Origin of the sequence: Actinokineospora inagensis DSM 44258, from assembly GCF_000482865.1 — a bacterium.
In the GTDB taxonomy this organism is placed as follows: Bacteria; Actinomycetota; Actinomycetes; order Mycobacteriales; family Pseudonocardiaceae; genus Actinokineospora; species Actinokineospora inagensis.
The window spans coordinates 14458-36148 of sequence record NZ_AXWW01000031.1 but is presented as its reverse complement, the minus strand read 5'-3'; the positions used below and the strand labels follow the sequence as shown (position 1 = coordinate 36148).

The 21691-nt window shown below is 71.3% G+C and carries 17 protein-coding genes; 10 read left to right on the top strand and 7 right to left on the bottom strand.

The features are described from left to right. Positions 1-36: 36 nt before the first annotated feature. Positions 37-1311: an MFS transporter gene (locus H504_RS0113705; protein ID WP_026423247.1), complete on the bottom strand. Its 1275-nt coding sequence runs from the start codon at positions 1309-1311 to the stop codon at positions 37-39. Next, on the bottom strand, positions 1308-1889 hold the full coding sequence (locus tag H504_RS0113700; protein WP_026423246.1) for a winged helix-turn-helix domain-containing protein: 582 nt from the start codon (positions 1887-1889) through the stop codon (positions 1308-1310). The genes H504_RS0113705 and H504_RS0113700 overlap by 4 nt, the downstream gene beginning before the upstream one ends. A gap of 152 nt (positions 1890-2041) precedes the next feature. On the opposite strand from H504_RS0113700, the gene H504_RS38655 reads away from it, so the two are divergent. The 5 genes from H504_RS38655 to H504_RS0113675 all read left to right on the top strand — a co-directional run bounded on the left by H504_RS38655 (position 2042) and on the right by H504_RS0113675 (position 10983). Then, on the top strand, positions 2042-3316 hold the full coding sequence (locus H504_RS38655; protein WP_084467659.1) for a DUF11 domain-containing protein: 1275 nt from the start codon (positions 2042-2044) through the stop codon (positions 3314-3316). A 159-nt stretch (positions 3317-3475) separates the two neighbouring features. Continuing rightward, positions 3476-3775, top strand: a complete 300-nt coding sequence (locus tag H504_RS0113690; RefSeq protein ID WP_026423244.1) for a DUF3040 domain-containing protein — start codon at positions 3476-3478, stop codon at positions 3773-3775. Between the two features lie 102 nt (positions 3776-3877). After that, entirely contained in the window at positions 3878-7957 is a 4080-nt protein-coding gene (locus H504_RS0113685; RefSeq protein WP_026423243.1) for a SpoIIE family protein phosphatase, read from the top strand. A gap of 167 nt (positions 7958-8124) precedes the next feature. Continuing rightward, positions 8125-9402 carry an MFS transporter gene (locus H504_RS34880; RefSeq protein ID WP_245614236.1) on the top strand — a complete coding sequence of 426 codons (1278 nt, stop codon included), beginning with the start codon at positions 8125-8127 and terminating at the stop codon, positions 9400-9402. A gap of 279 nt (positions 9403-9681) precedes the next feature. Then, positions 9682-10983 (top strand): GGDEF domain-containing protein, encoded by a 1302-nt coding sequence (locus tag H504_RS0113675; RefSeq protein ID WP_026423242.1) that lies wholly within the window; start codon positions 9682-9684, stop codon positions 10981-10983. Between the two features lie 23 nt (positions 10984-11006). Here the strand turns inward: H504_RS0113675 and H504_RS0113670 are convergent, their stop codons facing one another. Together H504_RS0113670 and H504_RS0113665 are read right to left on the bottom strand one after the other, a co-directional pair. Beyond that, positions 11007-11297 (bottom strand): hypothetical protein, encoded by a 291-nt coding sequence (locus H504_RS0113670; RefSeq protein ID WP_026423241.1) that lies wholly within the window; start codon positions 11295-11297, stop codon positions 11007-11009. A gap of 218 nt (positions 11298-11515) precedes the next feature. Then, the gene (locus tag H504_RS0113665; protein WP_026423240.1) at positions 11516-12184 is read right to left on the bottom strand and encodes an eCIS core domain-containing protein; all 669 of its coding nucleotides are present in this window, start codon (positions 12182-12184) and stop codon (positions 11516-11518) included. 274 nt (positions 12185-12458) lie between these two features. On the opposite strand from H504_RS0113665, the gene H504_RS0113660 reads away from it, so the two are divergent. From H504_RS0113660 to H504_RS0113650, 3 genes are all read left to right on the top strand, one after another. Then, complete coding sequence (locus H504_RS0113660) at positions 12459-13133, top strand: sensor histidine kinase (RefSeq protein WP_026423239.1); 675 nt, start codon at positions 12459-12461, stop codon at positions 13131-13133. 7 nt (positions 13134-13140) lie between these two features. Then, on the top strand, positions 13141-13782 hold the full coding sequence (locus H504_RS0113655; protein ID WP_026423238.1) for a response regulator: 642 nt from the start codon (positions 13141-13143) through the stop codon (positions 13780-13782). Positions 13783-13920: 138 nt separating this feature from the next. Then, complete coding sequence (locus H504_RS0113650) at positions 13921-14547, top strand: helix-turn-helix transcriptional regulator (RefSeq protein WP_026423237.1); 627 nt, start codon at positions 13921-13923, stop codon at positions 14545-14547. 22 nt (positions 14548-14569) lie between these two features. Here H504_RS0113650 and H504_RS34875 read toward each other — a convergent pair whose 3' ends face one another. After that, complete coding sequence (locus H504_RS34875) at positions 14570-15769, bottom strand: Clp protease N-terminal domain-containing protein (RefSeq protein WP_051385809.1); 1200 nt, start codon at positions 15767-15769, stop codon at positions 14570-14572. A 9-nt stretch (positions 15770-15778) separates the two neighbouring features. Further along, positions 15779-17101: a caspase family protein gene (locus H504_RS0113640; RefSeq protein ID WP_026423236.1), complete on the bottom strand. Its 1323-nt coding sequence runs from the start codon at positions 17099-17101 to the stop codon at positions 15779-15781. A gap of 96 nt (positions 17102-17197) precedes the next feature. On the opposite strand from H504_RS0113640, the gene H504_RS0113635 reads away from it, so the two are divergent. Further along, positions 17198-18076, top strand: coding sequence for a helix-turn-helix transcriptional regulator (locus H504_RS0113635; RefSeq protein ID WP_026423235.1), 879 nt, complete (start codon positions 17198-17200; stop codon positions 18074-18076). A gap of 170 nt (positions 18077-18246) precedes the next feature. Beyond that, positions 18247-19662 (top strand): MFS transporter, encoded by a 1416-nt coding sequence (locus H504_RS0113630; RefSeq protein ID WP_035304284.1) that lies wholly within the window; start codon positions 18247-18249, stop codon positions 19660-19662. Between the two features lie 74 nt (positions 19663-19736). Here the strand turns inward: H504_RS0113630 and H504_RS34870 are convergent, their stop codons facing one another. After that, on the bottom strand, positions 19737-21680 hold the full coding sequence (locus tag H504_RS34870) for a thioredoxin domain-containing protein (RefSeq protein WP_035304292.1): 1944 nt from the start codon (positions 21678-21680) through the stop codon (positions 19737-19739). Positions 21681-21691: the final 11 nt, after the last annotated feature.

Genomic DNA, 21691 nt, shown 5'->3' with positions numbered 1-21691 from the left:
CTGCCCGCTCCCGGCCGCCACGGAGATCAAGCCATGTCACGCACGCGGTAGGGGTTGCGGCCTGCTGGGCAGGTCGCGTACCCGGCCCACCGGTCCGCACAGCAGGAGAGCGATGCACGCGACGAGGGTGCCCGCGATGATCCACATCGTGGTCCGGGTACCGAGGGAGTCGCCGAGCGCACCGCCGAGCAGGGCACCCAGCGGCAGGGTGCCGAAGTTGACCACCCGCATGCCTGCCGAGACCCGACCGATCATGCCGTCCGGGCAGTAGGTCTGGACGAAGGTCGCGCTGATCACGTTGGGCGGCACGATGCCCGCGCTCACCACGGCGCCGCCGACGAGCAGGAACACGACCCCGAAACCGGTACCGGTCAGCGGGATGAGCAGCGCGAACGGCATCGCGACCAGTTCGCAGAGGATGATCGTCCGGGCGGTGCCGAACCGGCGGGCCAGCGGGGCGGCGGCCAGCGCGCCGAGGATGCCGCCGACGCCGATGCCGCCGAGCAGGATGCCGATGGCGGCGGGCGGCAACCCGACCTCGCGGACCAGGAAGACCACCAGCACGGCCTGCAACGCGCCCGCCGCCAGGTTGGACCCGGCCGCGTAGAGGCTGAGCGAACGCAGGTAGCCATCCGTCCACAAGAAACGGACACCGGCACCGATCTCCGTCAGCAGACCTGGCCTCGCACCACTGGCGTCAGCCTGGACGTGCGGTTCGGGCACACGAAGGAAACGTAGGCACACCGCGGACACCACGAAGGTCAGGGCATCGATCAACAGCACGCCGACCGAGCCCAGGAGTTGGGCGATCACCCCACCGATGCCGGGGCCCGCCACCTGCGCGGCCTTCTCCGTGCCCTGCAACCTGCTGTTCGCCGCGCCGAGGTCGGCGCCGGGCAGCAGTACGGGCAGGTACGCACTGTAGGCCGTGGAGAAGAACACCGACGCCACCCCGGCGACGAGCGCGGTGGCGAGCAGGTGCCACATGGTCAGCACGCCGAGCCACCAGGCCACCGGCACCGACGCGAACGCCAGCGCGGACGCTATGTCGCTGAGCAGCATCACCCGCCACCTGGACGCCCGATCAACCCAGGCGCCCACCAGGAACCCGATGGCCAGCCACGGTATCCACGCCGCCGCCTGCAGCACCCCGACCAGGAACGTGCTCGCGTGCAGCGTGTCGACGGCGACCAGCGGCAGCACGACCACGGTCATCGCGCTACCGAACTTGCTGGTGGTCTCACCCGCCCAGAACAACCGGAAGGTCCGACTGCGCAATACCCCGATCCCAGTCGCCGCGGGTTCGGTCATGCCTCGTCCGCCCGTCGCCGGGGGAACACCTGGAGCTGGAAGATCACGTCTTCGACCCCCGGCTCCCGGGGAGCTTCCCGGGACAGCGCCTCGTGCCGTTCGAGTACGGCGGTGATCTCGTGGCCCAGCGCCAGCAGCGCGTCCGGGTCCAGCCGCAGCACCCAGTGCCCCATCGCGGCGGCCGCGCGCCACGCCTCGTCCCAGTCCTCTTGCAGGAACTCCTCGGCCCGCCGCATCTGCCTGGCCAGGTTCTGCGTCATCAAGGTGAACAGGGACGAACGGATCTCCGGGTCCGCCGGGAAATCGGCGTCGTGCACGCTGGTGTACTGGTGGCAGGCCCGCCACCAGCGCTCCCGCTTGGTACCGCGCTCCTCGTGGTCCTCGATGAACCCGGCCGCCGCGAGCTGGCGCAGGTGCCAACTGATGTTGCCGGTGTTCCCCCCGACCCGCTCGGCCAGCCGGGTGGCGGTCGCCGGGCCGTCCAACCGCAGCAACTCCAGCAGCCGTAGCCGCAGCGGGTGCGCGAGCGCGCGCAGCCCACCCACGTCGAGCCGCTTCGACTCGGGTTCGTCGGTCACCGGGCTCAACCTAGACTGACAAGAACCCTTTGCATAGACTTCTTTGCAGTCCCGGCCGGGGGCGACCCGGGTACTCGATCGAGCGATGTCGGGGTGGTGGGGGTTTCTTCTACGTTGGTGGTCGATCCGCCAGTCGTGAGGGAGTCGGGGCCATGTCACGTGTCGGGGTCAGGGTTGTGGTTGGCGTGCTGGTTGGGGTGCTGGCCGGGGCGGTGTGGGCGCCGGGGGCTTCGGCGGCGTTCGGCGGGGGGAACGGGAAGATCTACTACCAGGACGACTTCGACATCTACTCGGTGAACGTGGACGGCACGGACCGGGTGCGGCTGACCAACGACGTCGCCTACGACACTTCGCCGGTGGCGGCGGCGGACGGGGCGAAGATCGCGTTCGTCAGCAGCCGGTCCGGGAGTCTGCAGGTGTGGGTGGTGAACCCGGATGGGAGTGGGCTGGTCCAGGTCGGCACGGACGGGGTGGTTGACGGCGGGCTGGTGGCGCCGATCATCTCGTGGGGGCCGGATGGGCGGGTTTACTACTCGAACCACGATCGGGCCATTGTCTCGGTCAAGGCGGATGGCACCGGGCGCGTGTCCACCGGCATCACCGGTTGGGATCCGGCTGTGTCGCCGAACGGCAAGCGGATCGCCTATGTCGCGCCGCCGACCGGGCTGGGCAACCCGAACCTGTGGGTGTCGGACCTGACCGGCACGAACCCGACCCGGTTGACGAACAACACCAGTTACACCAGTGCCTGGCACCCGGACTGGTCCCCGGACGGGGTGAAGATCGCGTTCACCCTGTTCGCCCTCGGCCTCATCCGCACCGATGTGGTCAACGCCGACGGCACGGGACTGTCCACACTCACCACTGGCGCGCGCGAGTACGCCCCGCAGTGGTCGCCGGACGGCACCGCGATCGCGTTCACCGTTCCCGCCGAGCACAGCGTGTACACGGTCAAGCCCGACGGCACCGGCCGTACCCGCTTGGCCGCCTCCCCCGGCGGTGCCGAAACCTCGTTCATGGTCAGCGACTGGGCTGTCGCGGTGCCGCCCGCCGACGCCGCCGTGAAGCTCACCGCTGCCGCCCCGGCTTCCGGCAGCCGCGTCGACTACACGATCGACGTGACCAACAACGGGCCCGGCACGCTGAACTCGGCCACCGTCACCCTCACCCTGCCCACCAACGTCACCGCCTCCTCCGCCACCACCGGTTGCACGGCCGCCGGTAGCCAGGTCACGTGCCCGGTCGGCTCCCTCGCCGCGGGCGGCAGCACCCGTTACGCCATCCGGACGACGGTTGGTCTGCTCGCTCTCGGCCGGTTCGACGCGTCGGCCGCGATCACCGGTGGCAAACCGGCGGACCCGGCCCCCGCGAACAACACCTCCGTGGCCGGTTGCACGGCGCTCCTGGCGCTCTTGATCACCTGCTGACCGGGGCGACCGGATCAACCGAACCGCGATCGGGCGTGTGCCGGGCGCGCGGACCGGGTATCTCGATCACAAGGCAGGGAGCACGTTCGCGCCGTCGGCCGGTCACCCACCGCGCTCGCTGCCGGTCGTCGCGGGCCCGCCCGAGCAAGGAGGTCAGCCGTGAACCGCCGAGCCCTGAACAGACGAGAGCAGCGCAGACTCGACGACATCGCCGTCCACCTTGGCGTGGAAGCCCCCGAACTCGTGTCGATGCTCAAGGAACCGGACCCGGAGCCGCCGGACCCGATCACGCGGCTGTCGTTGGCCTCGTTGGGCGTGCTCGGCGCGGCCATCGGCACCCTGGCGACCGCCCCGTGGCTGACCTTCGTCGGCATGGCGTGCGCGACGCTCTCGCTGCTGGCGCCGAGACGACGAGTCCGCCACGCCGCCCCCGACCGCGGTTGGGCCGAGCGGAGTTAGCCTTGACGGGCGATCCGCGGCTCGCGTGCGGGGCTGTGGGCTGCGATTGTTGAGGCGTCGTCGGTAGGTGGTCGGCGGCCGCGGGATGAAGGGAAAGCCGACTTGGGGAGCCCGGGTTCGCCGGTTGACGTGTTCGCCGCTGATCCGGAGGTGGGCGCCGACCTCGCCGCGGTGGACTGGGCGGCGGGGCCGCTGGGTGAGCCCGCGACCTGGCCGCAGAGCCTGCGCACCGCGGTGAGCATCCTGCTGGCATCGCGGTTCCCGATGTGGCTGGCGTGGGGCCCGGGGTTGACGTTCTTCTGCAACGCGGCCTACCGGCGGGACACGCTGGGCCGCAAGTACCCGTGGGCGCTGGGCAAGCCCGCCCGCGAGGTGTGGGCGGAGATCTGGCCGGACATCGGACCGCGCATCGAGACGGTGCTGACGACCGGGCAGGCCACCTGGGACGCGTCGCTGCTGCTCCTGTTGGAACGATCGGGTTTCTCGGAGGAGACCTACCACACGTTCTCCTACAGCCCGGTGCGCGACGACGCGGGCGCGGTCGCGGGGATGTTGTGCGTGGTCAGCGAGGACACCGACAAGGTCATCGGTGAGCGGCGGATGGCGACGTTGCGGGACCTGGGGTCGGACCCGAGCGCGGTGCGCACCGAGGACGAGGCGCTCGCCTTCGCGTGCGCGCAGTTGGACCGCAACCGGGCCGACCTGCCGTTCACCCTGGTCTACCTGGTCGACGACGACGGCAGCACCCGGCAGGCAGGCTCCACCTGGCCAGGGAACACCCCTCCCCCGGACACCTGGCCGACCGCCGAACTGGCGCGGGGCGAATCGGTGCTCGTCGCGCTGGACCACCTCGACCACCCGCCCCGGGGTCCCTGGGCGCTGCCGCCCACCCGGGCGCTGGCGGTGCCGCTGCGCCAGCAGGGTGGCACGCCGTCCGGGTTCCTGGTGGCCGGGTTGAACCGCTACCGGCCGATCGACGAGGGCTACCGGGGGTTCGTCGAACTGGTCGCCGGGCACCTCGCCGCCGGTCTGGCCAGCGCGCGCAGCTACCGGGCGCAGCAGCGGCGGGCCGAGGAGCTGACCGAGCTGGACCGGGCGAAGACCGCCTTCTTCGCCAACATCTCGCACGAGTTCCGCACCCCGCTGGCGCTGATCATGGGCCCGGTCGAGGACCTGCTCGGCACGGCGGGCCCTGAGCTGCGGCGCGAGCTGGAACTGGTGCACCGCAACGGGTTGCGGCTGGGCAAGCTGGTGAACTCACTGCTGGACTTCTCCCGGATCGAGGCCGGGCGGATGCGGGCGCGGTACGAACCGGTCGACCTGGCCGCCGTCACCGCGGAGTTGGCGGGCGTGTTCCGGTCGGCCGTCGAGCGGGCCGGGCTGGAGCTGCGGGTGGACTGCCCGGCGCTGCCCGAACCGGTGCTGGTCGACCGGGGCATGTGGGAGAAGGTGCTGTTCAACCTGCTCGGCAACGCGGTGAAGTTCACCTTCGCGGGCTCGATCTCGGTGGCGGTGCGCGCCGACGGGGCGCACGCCGAGGTGGTCGTCGCCGACACCGGTGTCGGGGTCCCGGCGGGCGAGGTGCCCCGGCTGTTCGAGCGGTTCCACCGCATCGAGAACACCCGGTCCCGGTCGAACGAGGGCAGCGGTATCGGGCTCGCCCTGGTCCGCGAACTGGTCGGCCTGCACGGCGGGACCATCACGGCGGAGAGCACCGAGGGCGTGGGGACCGCGTTCACCATCCGGCTCCCGTTCGGCGCCACCCACCTGGCCACCGAGACCGTCGACGCCGAACCACCCGTCACGCACACCTCGGCCGCCCCCTACGTGCAGGAGGCGCTGCGCTGGTTGCCCGGTGAGCGGGTCGACGAGCCGGTGCCGCCCAGCGCGTCCGATGCCGCGTCGTCGGATGTGGCGCCCGCGACGGTCCTGGTCGCCGACGACAACGCCGACATGCGCGAATACCTCACCCGGCTGCTCACCGGCGCCGGGTACCGGACCCGAACGGCCGACGACGGCGCCCAGGCGCTCGCCGCGATCCTGGCCACGCCACCGGACCTGGTCGTCAGCGACGTGATGATGCCCGAGCTCGACGGCCTCGCCCTGGTCGCCGCGCTGCGCGCCGACCCGCGCACCGCGGCCGTCCCGGTGCTGCTGCTCTCCGCCCGCGCCGGGCAGGAGGCCTCGGTCGACGGGCTGCGCGCGGGCGCCGACGACTACCTGGTCAAACCGTTCGCGGCGGCGGAGCTGCTGGCCAAGGTCCGGACCAGCGTGCGGCTGGCCCGGCTGCGCGACCACCACTCGCGCTGGCGCGCGGCGCTGATCGATTCGCTGCAGGAGGGGTTCTTCGTCTGCGACGAGAACGGCGCGGTGGTCCAGGCCAATGCCGCGTTCACCGACATCCTCGGCTACGGCCCGGACGGCCTCCCCTACCCCGCCCCGCACCCGTGGTGGCCGGACGAGCTCGCCGACCCGCAGGGCCACCAGCAGGTCAGCGCGGCGTTCGGCCGCCTGCTCGACGGCGCGGGGGGTGAGCTGTCCGCGATCCCGGCCGTCCCGGTGGCGCACCGGGACGGCCACCGGCTGTGGGTCCGGGCCACGGTCAACCGGGTGCGCGACCCGGACACCGGGCGGACCGTCACCGTGGGCACCTTGCGGGACGTCACGACCGAGCACCACGCCGTCCAGCGCGACTCCGCGCTCGCGGCGCTGAGCGTGTCGCTGTCCGAGGCGACCAGCCTGGCGGAGGCCCTCGCGGTCGTCCTCGCCCAGTTCAAGGACCTCTGGCAGGTGCCGCGGGTGCTCGCGGTGATCCGCGCCGACGCGTCGGTGCCGCTGTTCACCGGTACCGACCCGGACCTCGGGTGGGACGACCTGAGCGAGCGGCGGCGCGACGAACTGGTCAAGCTGTGCCTGCGGCCGAACCTGGTGCCCGCGGCGGGCGACGGCGGCGTCCACGTCACGCTGGACCACCCGGCGGGCCCGATGGTGTTGTGGCTGGACCTCGACCCGCGGCGGCCGTTCACCGACCAGGACGAGTTGCTGCTGGCGCTGCTGGCGGGCCACCTCGGTCCCGGGCTGGCCCGGGTGCACCAGATCGACCAGCAGCGCGAGACCGCCATCGAGCTGCAGCGCGCCATCCTCGGTCCGGCGGACGTGCCCGCCGGGTTCACCGTGCGCTACGAGCCCGCGGCCCGCCCGGTCGAGGTCGGTGGCGACTGGTACGACACGGCGGCGCTGCCGGACGGGCGCATCGGGATCGTGGTCGGTGACTGCGTCGGTCGGGGGATCGGGGCGGCGGCCGTCATGGGGCAACTGCGCAGCGCCTGCCGGGCCCTGCTGCTGCAGGACCTCGGGCCCGGCCGCACCCTGATGGCCCTCGACGACTTCGCCGCGAAGGTTCCCGGCGCCATCTGCACCACCGTGTTCTGCGGGGTGCTCGACCGCGAGACCGGGGTGCTCACCTATTCGAGCGCCGGTCACCCGCCTGCCGTCCTCGCCACCCCAGATGGCACGACATCCATGCTCGACCAAGCGGCGTCAACCCCGCTGGCCGTCCGGCCGGGCTTCACCCGCCCCGAGGCCCACCGCGCGCTGCCGCCGCGGTCCACCCTGCTGATGTACACCGACGGCCTGGTGGAACGCAGGCGCGTCGCGCTGACCGAGGGCATGCGGGTGGCCGGGGAGGTCGTCGCGGAAGGTGGTGACCTGCGGCTGGCCGACCTCGCCGACCACGTGATGACCCGGCTGGCACCGGACGCGGGCTACGAGGACGACGTCGCCGTCCTGCTCTACCGGCACCCCGGGCCACTGGACCTGACCTTCCCCGCCGTCGCGGACCAGCTCCCGGTGACCCGCGCCGCGCTGCGCGACTGGCTTGCCCGCGCGGACATCCCGCCGTCCACCGCCCAGGACGCGCTCATGGCGGTGGACGAGGCCTGCGCCAACTCCGTCGAACACGGCTACCGGGGCGTGGAGCCGGGCACGGTCCGGTTGCACGCCGAGGCCACCGTCTCCGACCTGCACCTGAGCATCGCGGATTCCGGCCGCTGGCACCCGTCGACCGCCGCGCGCACCGACCACCGCGGTCGCGGCCTGAGCATGATGCGCGCGCTGGCCGACACGCTCGACATCGCCCCCGGCCCGGACGGCACGACCGTCCACATGCGAATCGCAATATAGTCCACTGTGGAGTATCGAGCGGCGGATCGGCGTCGGCCGGTCGGGGTTCCCGATGGGCTCACCCACCGGTGGTCAAACATTCACCCGCCTTCGTCGATTCCGGTGAGGCGGAGCGCACGGTCGTGCCATGATGCGAACCACATGGTGTGCCGGCAGGGGGTTTGGTCGTGGGAGACGAGCGGGCGGCCCGATATCGGGACGTGTTCGCGGTCGGGCAGTTCCGGGTGCTCTGGTTGGCGCACGCGCAGTCGCGGGTGGGCGACCAACTGGCGCGGGTGGCGTTGTCGGTGCTGGTGTTCGACCGGACGCATTCGGCGGCGTGGACGGCGTTGACCTACGCGATGACCATCCTGCCCAGCCTGGCCGGTGGGGCATTGTTGTCCGGCCTCGCTGATCGGTTCGACCGGCGGTGGGTGATGGTGGCCGCCGATGTCGTGCGGGCCGCGCTGGTCGCGGTGATGGCGGTGCCGGGGCAACCGATCGCGGTGCTGGTGGGGTTGTTGTGCCTGGTGCAGTTGCCGTTCGCGCCGTTCTCGGCCGCGCGCAACGCGGTGCTGCCGAAGTTGTTGTCCGGCGACCGGTTCGTGGTCGGGCTCGCGGTCATGCGGACCACGGACCAACTCGGCCTCGTCGGCGGGATCGCGGTCGGCGCGGCGCTGGTGACGACATTGGGCACGCACACGACCCTGGTCATCGACGCGGTGACGTTCGCGGTGTCGGCGTTGCTGATCGTCGTCGGGGTTCGGTCGCACCGACCGGAAGGCGCCGGGGACGCGCGGTCGCCGAAGACGTGGTGGCGGTCGCTGACGGCCGGTTTCCGGTTGGTCGGCCGGGACGCGCGGCTGCGCGCGCTGGTCGCGATCGCCTGTGTGAACGGGTTCTACGTGATCCCCGAGTCGCTCGCGGTGCCGTACGCGGCGCAGATCCACGGCGGGACCGGTGCGGTTGGCTGGTTGTTGGCGGCGATCCCGGCCGGGTCGGTGCTGGGTATGGTGTGGCTCAAGGGAGTCCGGCCAGACCTGCGCACCCGGTTGATGCCACCACTCGCGGTCGCGACGTGCGCGGTGCTCGTGCCGACGGCGCTGATGTCCGGCCAGTGGGGGCTGGTTCTCGCCGTGACAACGGCGCTGTGGGCGTTGTCCGGGTTCGCGTCGGCACACGACATGGTGGTGCAGGCGGAGTTCGTGCGACGGGTGCCGGACAGCTCCCGCGGCCAGGCGATCGGACTGGCGGGCGCGGCGATGCAAACCGCGCAGGGACTGGGGATCGTGCTCGCGGGCCTGCTGGCGCAATGGCTGACCCCGGCGATCGTGGTCGGGCTCGCCGGGGCGACCGGGGTGGCGGCGGCCGCGGCGGCCGGGGTGGCGTGGCTGCGCGCGGCGTCGCCCCGACCCGAGTCGGGCCGGGGCGAGGCGGGCGACCTCGACGTGGCGGGCACCACCTGAGCAGCGGCCAACCGACGCCGATGACCAGCACAGCGGGTGATCTCCGCCCGCCGCCCCCGTCAGTGGACGGGTGAGCGTGGCATCACTTCCAGGTGTTCTCGCGCCAGGTGTTCTCACGCATGGTTGCTCACCTCCTCCAGGGCGGACCGACCAGTCGGACGGCCGTGGGCCATCCGGGTACCGTTTACATGGTCTCCCACGAGTGCCGCTACCTGTTGTGCCGGTTCGGTTACGCTGACCCAACGCGAGAGTTGATCACTTGAGCACCCGGGGGCGCAGGTGGCGAAACCACGGTGGGTCCAAGGCTACGAGCTGTCCACCACGCCACGGCAAGTCGTGGCGTACGTCCTGGCGATCGATCTGCTGGCCATCGCGGCCACCGGCGCGACCGCCGGTCTGCTGCCCGTCTCCCCGACCGATGGCGCCCGGCTGGCGGTCCTCGTCGGCTGCGCGATCGTGCACGTCGAACTGTGCCGGTCCATCGAGCGGGAACGCAAACTCGCGGCGGGCTCCGGCCCGTTCGTCGACTGCCTGACCCCGTGGCACTTCGCGGGCGCGTTGGTGCTGCCGCCGTCGCTGTCCAGCCTGTTCGTGGTCTTCACCCAGACCTACGTGTGGTACCGGGTGTGGCGGGGCCGTCGTCCGCTCTACAAGTGGGTTTTCTCCGCCGCCACGGTGTTGCTGGCGACGCAGGCGTCCGCCGTCGTGCTCTACGCCGCGCCCGGCCCGCACCCCGGCGTCCCGCCCGGCTGGGTGGGATTGGGGTTCGAGGTTGCCGTGGCGGCGTTGCGCTGGTTGGTGAACTACTCGCTGGTGCTCGGCGCGGTGCTCGCGACATCCCCGGACCTGCGCGCGGGCAAGATAGTCAACGGTTTCGGCGACCAGATCCTGGAAGCGGGCGCGCTCGGCCTCGGTCTCGCCGCCGCCGGTCTGCTGCAACTGGACGCCCGGCTGCTCGTCGGCATCGTCGTGGGTCTCGTGGCGCTGCACCGCGGTGTGCTGCTGGCCCAGTTCCGGCACGCTTCGCGCACCGACGGCAAAACCGGCCTGTACACACCCGCCTGGTGGAACCAGATCGCCACCGGCGCCATGCAACGCGCGGCCGACGCCCGCACCAGCGTCGGCGTGCTGATGCTCGACCTGGACCACTTCAAGCGCCTCAACGACAACTACGGCCACCTCGCGGGCGACCAGGTCCTGCGCGCCGTCGCCGAGACGATCACGTCCGCGATCCGCAGCTACGACGCCGCCTGCCGCTGGGGCGGTGAGGAGTTCGCCGTCGTCCTGCCGCACATCGACAGCGAAGACCTCTACGCCATCGGCGACCGCATCCGCCGCCAGGTCCGCACCCTCAACCCCACCGTCACCACGGGCGACGGCACCACCACCGACATCCCGGACCTCACCATCTCCATCGGCGGCGCCCTTTACCCCACCCCCGGCATCACCACCCTCACCGACCTCCAACTCGCCGCCGACGCCGCCCTCTACGCCGCCAAGCACAACGGCCGCGACTGCGTCAAACTGGCCACCCCACCCAACTCCGGCAGCGTGTCGCACACGGACGCGAACCAGCGCTGACCGCCGTCGAGCAAGGCGCTCGGTCAGGCCGTGGGCATGGTGACGGTCAGGGTGACGCTGAGGAAGTCGCGGGCGGCCGGGTCGGTGCGGAGGTCGCGGTTGGCGGCGACGGAGACCAGGCGTTGCAGGGTGCCGGGAGCGAGGTCCGCGGCGAGGACGTGGCGGACGGCGTTGGCGACCCGGGTGGTGGTCACCGGGTCGGCGTCGAAGTGGCGGCGGGCCCGGATGGCGGCGCGCTCATCGGTTGGCTCCACCGCGTAGTACTTGACCAGGAACGCGCGCACCGTGTCGATGTCGGCTTCGATGTCGGGCATGGGGCCGCCCCCGGTCGGTCAAGGAGTGTTCACGCTGGTCAGAGGGTAGCAACGCAAGCGGCGCGGGAGGGCGGGCGCGCGGGAACTTCACCGGGATGTCGGTCTCGGCCGCACCCGCCCGGCGGACGACGTGCCACCGGGGGCGGCCGTGACCTCGGCGTTCCGATCGGACGGTCGAGTCGGGACCCGCAGGCTGTTTGCCGGCAGTGAACCTCCGGTCACTCTTCTTCCGCGTACTCCTCGCCCTCGGCGGCGCGTTGGACGTAGGTCTGCGCGACCTCTTCTTCCTCGGCGGGTTCCTCGGTGGCGCGCTGGACTGGTTGGCTCATCACATGATCCGCGTTGGCGACCGCTTCGCGCTCGAACCGGTCGGACGGGTGGCTGACCTTCACCCCGCTGCCCGCGTCGGTGCCGTCGACCGGGCCGGAGCGCTGCTGGACGACGTGGGTCAACTCGTGCGCCAGCACGTGCTTGCCCGCGTCCGAGCCGGGGTCGTAGCGGCCGTCGGAGAACACGATGTCCGAGCCGACGGTGTAAGCCTGCGCGTTGACCGAGCGCGCGGACTCGGTGGCGGCGCCGCCGGTGTGCACGCGGACGTCGGAGAAGTCCTGGCCGCCGAAGCGGGCCTCCATGTCCGCGCGGGTGTCGGTGTCGAGCGGGCTGCCGCCGGACCCGACGACCGAGTGCACCGGCGACGGTTCCTCCTCGACGAGCGCGCCGACACCCGCGTTGCCGACCGCGCGTTGCAGGCCCAGCAGGCCGGGTGCGCCCAGGACGTCCGGTCGCCCGGCGGCGACGGCCTTGCCGAGGATGGCGTCGTCCACCTTCTCCGGGCGGTCCCCGGACGGTCGGTGTTCTTCGACGAGATCGTGCTCGTGGTCGCGCATGTGCCGCCCCTCCAGCAAACCCGAATGGCCGCGACAGCCCCGAGGCCGGTGTCGGGTCGAGGGTCCCGCGCCGGGCACGGTCGCCGACACGGGCGCGCAGCCGTCCGTTCGGGCAACCCGACCTGCCCGTGCCGCCGCCCACTCCGCCGAACGCGCCGGGTTTCCCACTGTGAACCCCGGGGGCTTGCTACGAACGGGGCATGCGCCGCAATACCACCCGCACGGGGGAAACGCTGCCCGTACGGTCGCCGATAAGGGTTGTGCGGAGGGGACCATGCGGCGCGACGAGGCGGTAACCACGGGCACCGACCCGACTGGGGACTCGGGTCTCGACGGCGCGCGGCTGCGCCGGGAACTGCACGACGTGATCGGGCCCGCGCTCACCGGGATGGCGTTCGGCCTGCGGGCGGCCCGCAACCTGGTCGGCCGGGACGCCGAGTCCGCCGCGCGGTTGCTCGGCCAACTGGAGGACGAACTGCACGGCGCCCTGTCGGACCTGCGCCGGATCACCGACGGCGGGCCCCCGGGTGTGTTGGCCAAAGTCGGTCTGGTGGAGGCGATCCGCAGGCACGCGGTCGCGTTGAGCGGGCACGTCTCCGACTCCGGCACACCACTGCGGATAGACGTGCAGGCACGCGGAAACCTGACCGTGCTGACGCTGCCGGTCAAGGTCGCCACCTACCGGGTCGTGTGCGAGGCGCTGAGCAACATGGTCCGGCACTCCCGCGCCCGCACCTGCCACGTGTTGCTGCGCAACGAAGGCGAGCTGAACCTGGAGGTCGTCGACGACGGCATCGGGGTGCCCGGCCGGGACGCGGACCCGTGGTGCGGGGTCGGGTTGCGGTCGATGCGGGCCAGGGTCACCGAGCTCGGCGGCCGGTGGTCCATCGAACCCGGTGTGCCGGTGGGGACCAGGGTGTCGGCGACCATCCCGCTCGGCACCGGCTGAGGCGGGCGTGGCCGGGGCGGACCGCCGGGTCCTGATCGTCGACGACCACGCGACCTTCCGGCTCGGCCTGGCCGCCCTGCTCGACACCGTGCCCGGGTTGACCGTGGTCGGCGAGGCGGACTGCGGCACCGCGGCCGTCGCCGCCGCCGGGCGGCTCGGCCCGGACGTGGTGGTGATGGACCTGCACATGTCCGATTTGGACGGTGTCACCGCGACCGAGCGGATCACCCGGGACCACCCCGGCACCGCGGTCCTGGTGCTCACCATGGACGACGAGGACGAGACGGTGTCCGCGGCGGTGCGCGCCGGGGCGAGCGGGTACCTGCTGAAAACCGCCCGGCACGAGGAGATCGTGCGCGCCATCCACGCCGTGGCCGACGGCGAGATCATCTTCGGGCACCCGGTCGCGGCGAAGGTCCGCGCCGTGTTCGCGCAGGACCCCTCCCCCACCGGGCTCAGCACGCTCACCGCCCGCGAGCGCGAGGTGCTCACCATGATCGTGCGCGGCGACGGCAACGCCGCCATCGCCAGAACCCTGGTGGTGAGCCCGAAAACGGTGCGCAACCACATCACCCGGATCTTCCGCAAGCTCGAGGTCGCCGACCGCGGCGAGGCCATCCGGCTGGCCAAGGGCGGCGGCCTGCGCTGACCGGTCCCGGGCCGGTGTGGGACTCCCGTGGGACCGGGACCGGACGATCGGGACCAATGGGGACAGCGGAGAACTTCTCGGCCGACCGTCGGGGCGAGAGGATGTGTGCCAACGGACGCACTCGAGGGGAGCACGCGGATGGTCACCGACCCGATCCCGGTCGTGCTGCACGCCATGGACGTCATCACCCGCGCGGGCGTGGACGCCGCCCTGCGCGCCCGACCCGAGATCCGGCTCACCACCGACGATCCGGGCGACCGCGCCGTCGCCCTGGTCGTCGCCGAGACCTGGGACACCGCCACCCAGGCCCTGTTCCGCCGCCTGCAGGTGCAGGGCAGCCGCCGGGTGGTGCTGGTGGCGGGCGAGATCGACAACGCCCAACTGCTGGAGGCCGTCGCCATCGGCGTCGCCGCGGTCATCCGCCGCGCCGAGGCGACCCCGGAGACGCTGGTCCGCGTCATCGAGGCGACGGCGGCAGGCGACGGCTCGCTACCGCCGGACCTGTTGGCCCGCCTGCTCGACCGGGTTTCCCGCCTGCAACGGCAGGTCCTCAACCCGCGCGGCTGGGACCTGGCCGGGGTGTCCGCCCGGGAGGCGGAGGTGCTGCGGATGGTGGCCGAGGGCATGGAAACCCGCGAGATCGCCGAGCAACTCTGCTACTCCCAGCGCACGGTGAAGGGCATCCTGCACGACATCACCAGCCGCTTCCAACTCCGCAACCGGGCGCACGCGGTCGCTTTCGCGCTGCGCGAGGGCCTGATCTGATAGTTGTTGCCCGACAACGGTTTCAGCCGACGGACCAGATGTCCCCGGTGAACAGCGGAACCGACGCGGTGGTCGCCGGGCGGGGTTGCGCGAACTCCCCCTCGGCGGCCAACTCCGCCACCACCGAGACGACCGCGGTGTCCTCGATCACACCGAGACCACCGCGGTTGGCGGGTTGCCTGCGCGAGCAGACCTCGTCGAGCAGGTCGATCGCGCTGCCCGGCAACGCCTGCCGGGTGATCCGCTCGTCGGCGACCTGCGCCACGAACCTGATCGCCCCATCGGTGATGCTCACCCGGTAGTGGGTCTGGATTTTCTCGCGCAGGCTCAACAGGACTTCCTCCGCTTCCGCGCGGGTGGACGGCTCGACGCGGACCGGCTGGCAGAGCCGGGTGAGTGCCGGGTTGACGCGCTCGACGTCGGCGAAGATCTCCGGCGTGGTCATGGTCAGGACCTGGCGGGTCGCGGCGAGGGACACCGCGGTGGCGAGGTCGTCCAGGACCAGGACGACACCGGCCGGAGCGTCCGCGTGCTCGACCCGGTCACCGGGCAGGTCGATGAGGTCCCTGGTGAACCGGGTCCGCCCGGACGCGATCCGCTCCGCCACACCGTTGACGACGGCCCGTTTCCCGACCCCGGTCGCCCCGATCAGCACCGGGTTGTTCTTCGTCCGGTAGGACAGCACCTGCAGGACCCGGTCGATCTCCGCCACCCGCCCGACCACCGGCGGCAGGTTGCCCGCCCGCGCGGCCGCCACGAGATCGCGGCCACCCGCGGGCAACCCTGGGCGGCCGGAGAGCGCTTGGTGGACGGTCTCCCGCAGGTCGGCCGGGTTCACGTCGAGCCCGCGCAGGATCTCGGCGGCGATGCCCTCGTCCTGGCGGGTCAGTCCCAGCAGGAGGTGCTCGGGGCCGATGTAGTTGTGCCCCAACAGCAGGGCCTCGCGCAACGAGAGCTCGAAGACCCACTTGACCGCGTGCGAGTACGTGGGCCGACTGGACGACACCTCACGTGGCCCGCGCCCGACGGTCCGCTCGACGTGCTCCCGCACGGCTTCCCGGGTCACCCCTCGCGAGCTCAACGCCCTCGCCGTGATTCCCCTCTCGTGCGCCAAGCCGAGCAGGATGTGCTCGGTGTCCACGCAGTTGTGGTTGCGCAGACGGGCTTCTTCGCCTGCCAGGTCGACCACTTGGCGCGCGGTGGCGGTGAATCGCTCGAACACCGGGTCCTCCTAGCCGTTCGTCGTCAGCGTGCGCAGGTCGAGCCGGGCGGATCTGCTCGTGGGGTAGTCGTGGCCCCACACCCGCTCGCGGATGGCGACCACCTCCTCCAGCAGGGCGACCGCTTCCGGACGGGCGCCGGCCTCGGCCAAGTACCGGGCCAGCACGTGCTGGGTGCGGCAGGTCGCGTCATCCTCGCCGCCGAAAACGGTCCGGCAGTGCGGAAGCAGAACGCGCAGCATCTCGATGGCGAGCGCGCGGTCCCCGGACTCGCCGACCGCCATGGCCAGGGAACGTCGAGCGCGCAAGGTGTCCGGGTGGCTCGGCCCGAGCACCCGGATGTGCGCGGCCACCAGTTCGGTGAGCAGTTCGGCCGCCGTCGGGTCACCGGAGGCGCCCCGACTCACCAGCGCGATCCGCCTGGCACGAAGGGTATTCGGGTGTTCGGCCCCGAGCAGGTCGGTGTGGCGGTCCGCAAGGTCCTGCGACTCGGCGCGGAAGTTCGCCCAGCCCCGCGCCATCGCCAACGCGATGGTCTGCTCCAGCAGGTCCTCCAGCGACTCGGCGGTGTCGCGGGCGGCGGCGTTGCGGGCGATCCGGAACCGGTCGGCGGTGCGGGTGCCGAGCTTCTCCGGGGTGGACAACCCGGCGCCGGTCATCCGGCTGACCAACGCCCGGTAGACCTCGTCGACCGTCAGGAACTCCCCGCCGCCCTCGATGCCGTTGGTGAGGATGTCCAGCAGCCTGCCGGTGAAACTGGTGTGCGGCTCGTTCGGCAGCACCAAGGCCACCTGGTTGCGCTGGGCCGAGGTGAGCAGGCAGGTGCCCTCGATCTCCAACTGGCCCCGCACCACGCTGACCGGATCGGACAGCGTCTCCCCCAACGCCCGACCGGAGAAGCAGCAGTCCAGGATGACGATCTTCGTCCGGGCCGGGCTGTCCGCGATCCGGTCGTGCAGGGTGGTCCAGGGCAGTGAGCCGTGCTCCGGGTAGGCGACGTCGGTGGCGCGCATCCCCAGGTACAGCTCGCCGCGTCGGCCGATCAGCCCGTGGCCGACGTAGTAGACGATCAGCAGGTCCTCGGCGCCTGCCAACCCCGCGATGAGCTTGCGGCCCAGCTCGGGTAAGCCCGCTTCGTCGAGCAGGACGGCGCAGTGGTCCGGGTGGACGAGACCGTCGGCGGTGAGGACGTGCCGCAGGTCGTCCAGGCAGCGCTTGACGACCGGGATCGCGGTCAGCCCGCTGTCGTCGAAGGTCGACGACCCGATCAACACCGCCCGCGCGTCCCCGGTCTGCACCTGGTGATCATCCCAGCCGCCGTCGTGGTCCGGCACACACCACCAGTCGACCAGCCGCCACCGTCCGTTACACCCGCTCCATGACACCAGCAGTGACAGGCACAGCCGCTCCCGCTGCGCCACAGTGGAGGGGTGGACACCGAGTTGGGCGACTTCCTGCGCACCCGCCGAGCCAGGCTCAGCCCCGAAGAGGTCGGCATGACCTCCTACGGCGCGCGCCGCGTACCCGGGCTGCGCCGCGAGGAGCTGGCGCAACTGGCTGGTGTCAGCGTGACGTACTACACCCGCCTCGAACAGGGGCAAAGCCAGAACGCCTCCGACGACGTCCTAGACGCCATCGCCCGAGCGTTGCGGTTGGACGAGGACGAGACCGCGCACCTGCGCGACCTCGCGCGCCCGGGGCGCCGCAAACGCAAACCCGCGAGCCGCCCCGAACAGGCCAGACCGGGCACGCTCCAACTGCTGAACGCGATGGACGGCGTGGCCGCCGTGGCCATGGACCGGCGCAGCGACGTGCTGGCGTGGAACCCCCTCGCGCACCAACTGCTCGCCGGGCACTACGCGTTCGACAGCACCTCATCGGCCGCGAACCGCCCGAACCTGACCAGGATGCTGTTCCTCGACCCGCACACCCGGGAGCTGTACTCACGCTGGAACGACGAGGCCAAGCGCTCCGTCGCGTCGCTGCGGCTGGTCGCGGGCAGACATCCCGACGACCGGCACCTGGCCGAACTCATCGGCGAGCTGTCCATGAGGAGCACCGAGTTCGCCGCGCTGTGGTCCCGGCACCCGGTGCTGAACTGCACCTTCGGCGTGAAGCACTTCGCCCACCCCGCCGTGGGTTCGCTCGACCTGCACTTCGAGGTCCTGCAGATGCCCGACCACTCAGCCCACCGCCTGCTCATGTACAGCGCCGAACCCGGCACCCCCTCCGAGGCCGCCCTGCGCCTGCTCGACCGCCCGGCGGCACCGCGCCCCATCGCGGAGATCATCGAGCAGACCGACCACTGACTCCCACGTGCGATCCGCCCCCCACGTCGTTTTCGTTGGGGGGCTTTTTCACGCCCTTCGCTTGCCTTGCCACCCCCCGCCAGTGCTAGGCACCCCAGAGATCTGGTTGGCCTGCCCGCCCAGACCGAGAGTGGACCCAACGTCCCCTTCTCGAAAGGACCAACACCCCGATGGTGACGGCGGACAACCCCACGGCCACTTCGCGGATGACCACGCGGCAGCGGCTGGTCCTCGCCCTGCTCCTCACCGCGAGCTTCACCCTGGCGGTGGACTTCTCCATCCTGAACGTGGCACTACCCAAGATCGGCTCCGACATCGGCTTCTCGCTGGCGAACCTGCAGTGGATCGCCACCACGTTCGCCCTCTGCGCCGCGGGCTTCACCCTGCTGTTCGGCCGCGTCGCCGACCTGTTCGGCAGGCGACGGCTGTTCCTGACCGGCATGACCCTGCTCGGCATCGCCTCACTGGTCGGCGGCCTGGCACCCAACCCACCCGTGCTCCTCGTGGCTCGGGTCGCCCAGGGCCTCGCCACCGCCGCCGTCACCCCGGCCGCGCTGTCCTTGCTGACCACGTCCTTCCCGGAGGGCAAACTCCGGGACAAGGCCCTCGGCCTCAACGGCGCCCTGATGGCGGCGGGCTTCACGACCGGGGCCATCCTCGGCGGCCTCCTCACCGACTTACTCACCTGGCGCTGGGCGTTCTTCATCAATGTGCCGGTCGCGGGCCTGGTCGTCCTGATCGGCCCATCGGTAATCGCGGAAAGCCGGCCCACGAACCGGCCGCGCCTTGATCTTCCCGGCGCGGTGTCAGTGACCATCGGACTACTGGCGATCGTCTTCGGCCTCACTCAGGCGGGGGAGCACTCGTGGACCGCTCCGGTGACGCTATTGTCCCTGGTAGTCGGCGTGATCTCCCTGGTTGTCTTCGTCGTGGTGGAGAAACGGGTCGCCAACCCGCTGGTGCCGATGTCGATCCTTCGTCGCAACGCCGTGAGCAACCTGGCTGGGCTGCTGGCCTTCGCGACTGAGACGTCGTTGGTGTTCTTGCTGACTCTGTATCTGCAGAAGGTGCTCGGGTTTACGCCCTTGGCGACCGGGCTGTCATTTGCCGTATTGGGGGCGGGTACTGTGTTGGGTGGCGTTTTGGCGCCGAAGCTGATTGGTAGGGTTGGGGCTAAGAATGCTTTGATGATGGGACTCGTTGGCCAAGCTGTGGCGACGTTGCCGTTGGTGCTGCTTGGGCCGTCTGTGCAATGGGTGCTGCTTCTGCTGGCGACTTTTGTGGGTGGGGTAGCCAACCTTGTAGCTATTGTCGGGTTTATGGTGACGGCTACTTCGACGTTGCCTGATCGTGAGCAAGGCTTGGCGGGTGGGTTGGCTACGATGAGCCAGCAGATTGGCATCACTGTGGGGATTCCGCTGATGAGCACGGTTGTTGCCGGTCGAGTTGCTGCTCTGGGTGGGGAGACTTCGGCCACGCTGTTGACTGGTATCACTGCGGCGATTTGGGTGGATGTGGTGTTGTGCCTTGGTGCTGCGGTTTTTGTTGGGGTGTTTCTTTCTCGGGCGGGGGGGTTGGAGGGGTGAGGGGTCTCTGGGCCTCGGCTGCGCCTCGGGGTTCGGCCTGGTCGCCTGGCGGCGACGCCGGCGCTTTCTGGTAGTCAGATGTAGCCGTGGCAGAGGTAGGCGGTGGGGGTGTTGTTGACGAGGGGGCGGTCGGTCAGGAGGGGGGTGGTGTTGGGGGCGCCGGATTGGATGATGGAGCCGCCGGGGGCGTGTTTGATGGCGGCGGCGACGAGGGTGGGGGAATGGCCTGCGATGGCTATTTGGAGGGGGCCGGTGTGGATGGCTTCGGCGGTGGTGAGCCAGTGGCCCGCGAAGCGGGGGGCGCGGGCGGCGAGGAGGCCCGCGCGGGTGAGGGCGGCGTCGGCGGCGGTGCGGTAAGCGGCGGCTTGGGCGGGGCCCGCTAGGGCAGAGGCCGCGAGTAGGGCCGAGGTAAGTGCGGCCGCGCCGGAGGGGGTGGCGTTGTCGCCGGGGTCGGCGGGGCGCCAGACGAGGGGGGCGGCGTCGGCGGGGGTGTCGTGGTAGGCGCCGGGGGTGGTGGGGTCGGCGAAGTGGGTGAGGGCGGTGTCGAGGAGGGCCAAGGCCGTGTCGAGCCAATGGGGGGACGCGGTGGCCTGGTGGAGGACGAGGAGGGCTTCGGCGAAGCAGCCGTAGTCGTCGAGGACTCCGGCGGCGGTGCCCGCGACGCCGTTGCGGGAGGTGCGGCGGAGGCGGCCGTCGACGTGGTGGGTGTCGATGATGAAGGTGGCGGCGCGGGCGGCGGCGTCGATCCACGAGGGTTCGGCGAGGGCCACGCCCGCCTCGGCGAGGGCGGCGATGGCGAGGCCGTTCCAGGCGGTGACGACCTTGTCGTCGCGGGCGGGCTGGGGGCGTCGCGCGCGGGCGGCGAGCAGCGCGGCGCGGACACGGGACCAGCGCGGGGAGTCGTCGACGGGCCTGGTGAGGCGCAACGTCGAGGTGCCGTGTTCGAAAGTGCCGTCGGGGGTGACGCCCAGCAGCGACGCCGCCCAGGGGCCGTCGTCGGCGCCCAGGACCTCGGTGAGTTGCGCGGGGGTCCACACGTAGGTCGAGCCTTCGACGCCGTCGGTGTCGGCGTCCAGGGAGGCGGCGAAACCGCCGGACGACGTCAGCAGGTCCGTGATCAGGAACCGAGCGGTGTCGACAGCCACTTCACGGTAACGCGGGTTGTTCGTGCGGCGGGACAAGTGGGCGTACAGGCGGAGCAGCAAAGCGTTGTCGTACAGCATTTTCTCGAAATGGGGCACGACCCAGGCGGCGTCAACGCTGTACCGGGCGAAGCCGCCCGCGAGTTGGTCGTTGATGCCGCCGTCGGCCATGGCCAGCGCCGACCTTTCCACAATCGACAGGGCCTCGACAGAACCGGTGCGCTCGTGGTGGCGGAGCAGGAACTCCAGGACCATGGTCGGCGGGAACTTGGGCGCCCCACCGAAGCCGCCGTTGACCCGGTCGTAGTCGCCGAGCAGGGTGGTCGCCGCGTCGGCGAGCACCGTGGAATCCACAGTGGACATTTCAAGCGGGGCGGTTTGCCTGCGCAGTTCGGCGACTATCTTCGCGCCCGCGGCCCGCACTTCCGCGTCACGCGAGGACCACGCCTCGTGCACGGCCGCCAGCAACTGCCGGAACGACGGCATGCCGGGGCGCGGTGTCGGCGGGAAATAGGTGCCGCAGTGGAAGGGTTCCGCTTGCGGGGTCAGGAAGCACGTCATGGGCCAGCCGCCCTGGCCGGTCATGGCCTGGGTGGCGGTCATGTAGACGGCGTCGACGTCCGGGCGTTCCTCGCGGTCGACCTTGATGTTCACGAAATGCGCGTTCATCAGGGCGGCGGTGTCGGCGTCCTCGAACGACTCGTGCGCCATGACGTGGCACCAGTGGCAGGCGGCGTAGCCGACCGACAGCAGCACCGGCACGTCCCGGCGGCGCGCCTCGTCGAACGCCTCCTGCCCCCACTCCCACCAGTCGACGGGGTTGTCCCGGTGCTGGAGCAGGTACGGGCTGGTGGACGCGTGCAGCCGGTTCGCCATGCCGCAAGCTT

Excerpts from the sequence above, each read along its gene's own strand:
- H504_RS0113705 (WP_026423247.1), bottom strand. The coding sequence starts at position 1,311 with ATGACCGAACCCGCGGCGACTGGGATCGGGGTATTGCGCAGTCGGACC.
- H504_RS38655 (WP_084467659.1), top strand. The coding sequence starts at position 2,042 with ATGTCACGTGTCGGGGTCAGGGTTGTGGTTGGCGTGCTGGTTGGGGTG.
- H504_RS0113670 (WP_026423241.1), bottom strand. The coding sequence starts at position 11,297 with ATGCCCGACATCGAAGCCGACATCGACACGGTGCGCGCGTTCCTGGTC.
- H504_RS0113665 (WP_026423240.1), bottom strand. The coding sequence starts at position 12,184 with ATGCGCGACCACGAGCACGATCTCGTCGAAGAACACCGACCGTCCGGG.
- H504_RS0113660 (WP_026423239.1), top strand. The coding sequence starts at position 12,459 with ATGCGGCGCGACGAGGCGGTAACCACGGGCACCGACCCGACTGGGGAC.
- H504_RS0113650 (WP_026423237.1), top strand. The coding sequence starts at position 13,921 with ATGGTCACCGACCCGATCCCGGTCGTGCTGCACGCCATGGACGTCATC.
- H504_RS0113630 (WP_035304284.1), top strand. The coding sequence starts at position 18,247 with ATGGTGACGGCGGACAACCCCACGGCCACTTCGCGGATGACCACGCGG.
- H504_RS34870 (WP_035304292.1), bottom strand. The coding sequence starts at position 21,680 with ATGGCGAACCGGCTGCACGCGTCCACCAGCCCGTACCTGCTCCAGCAC.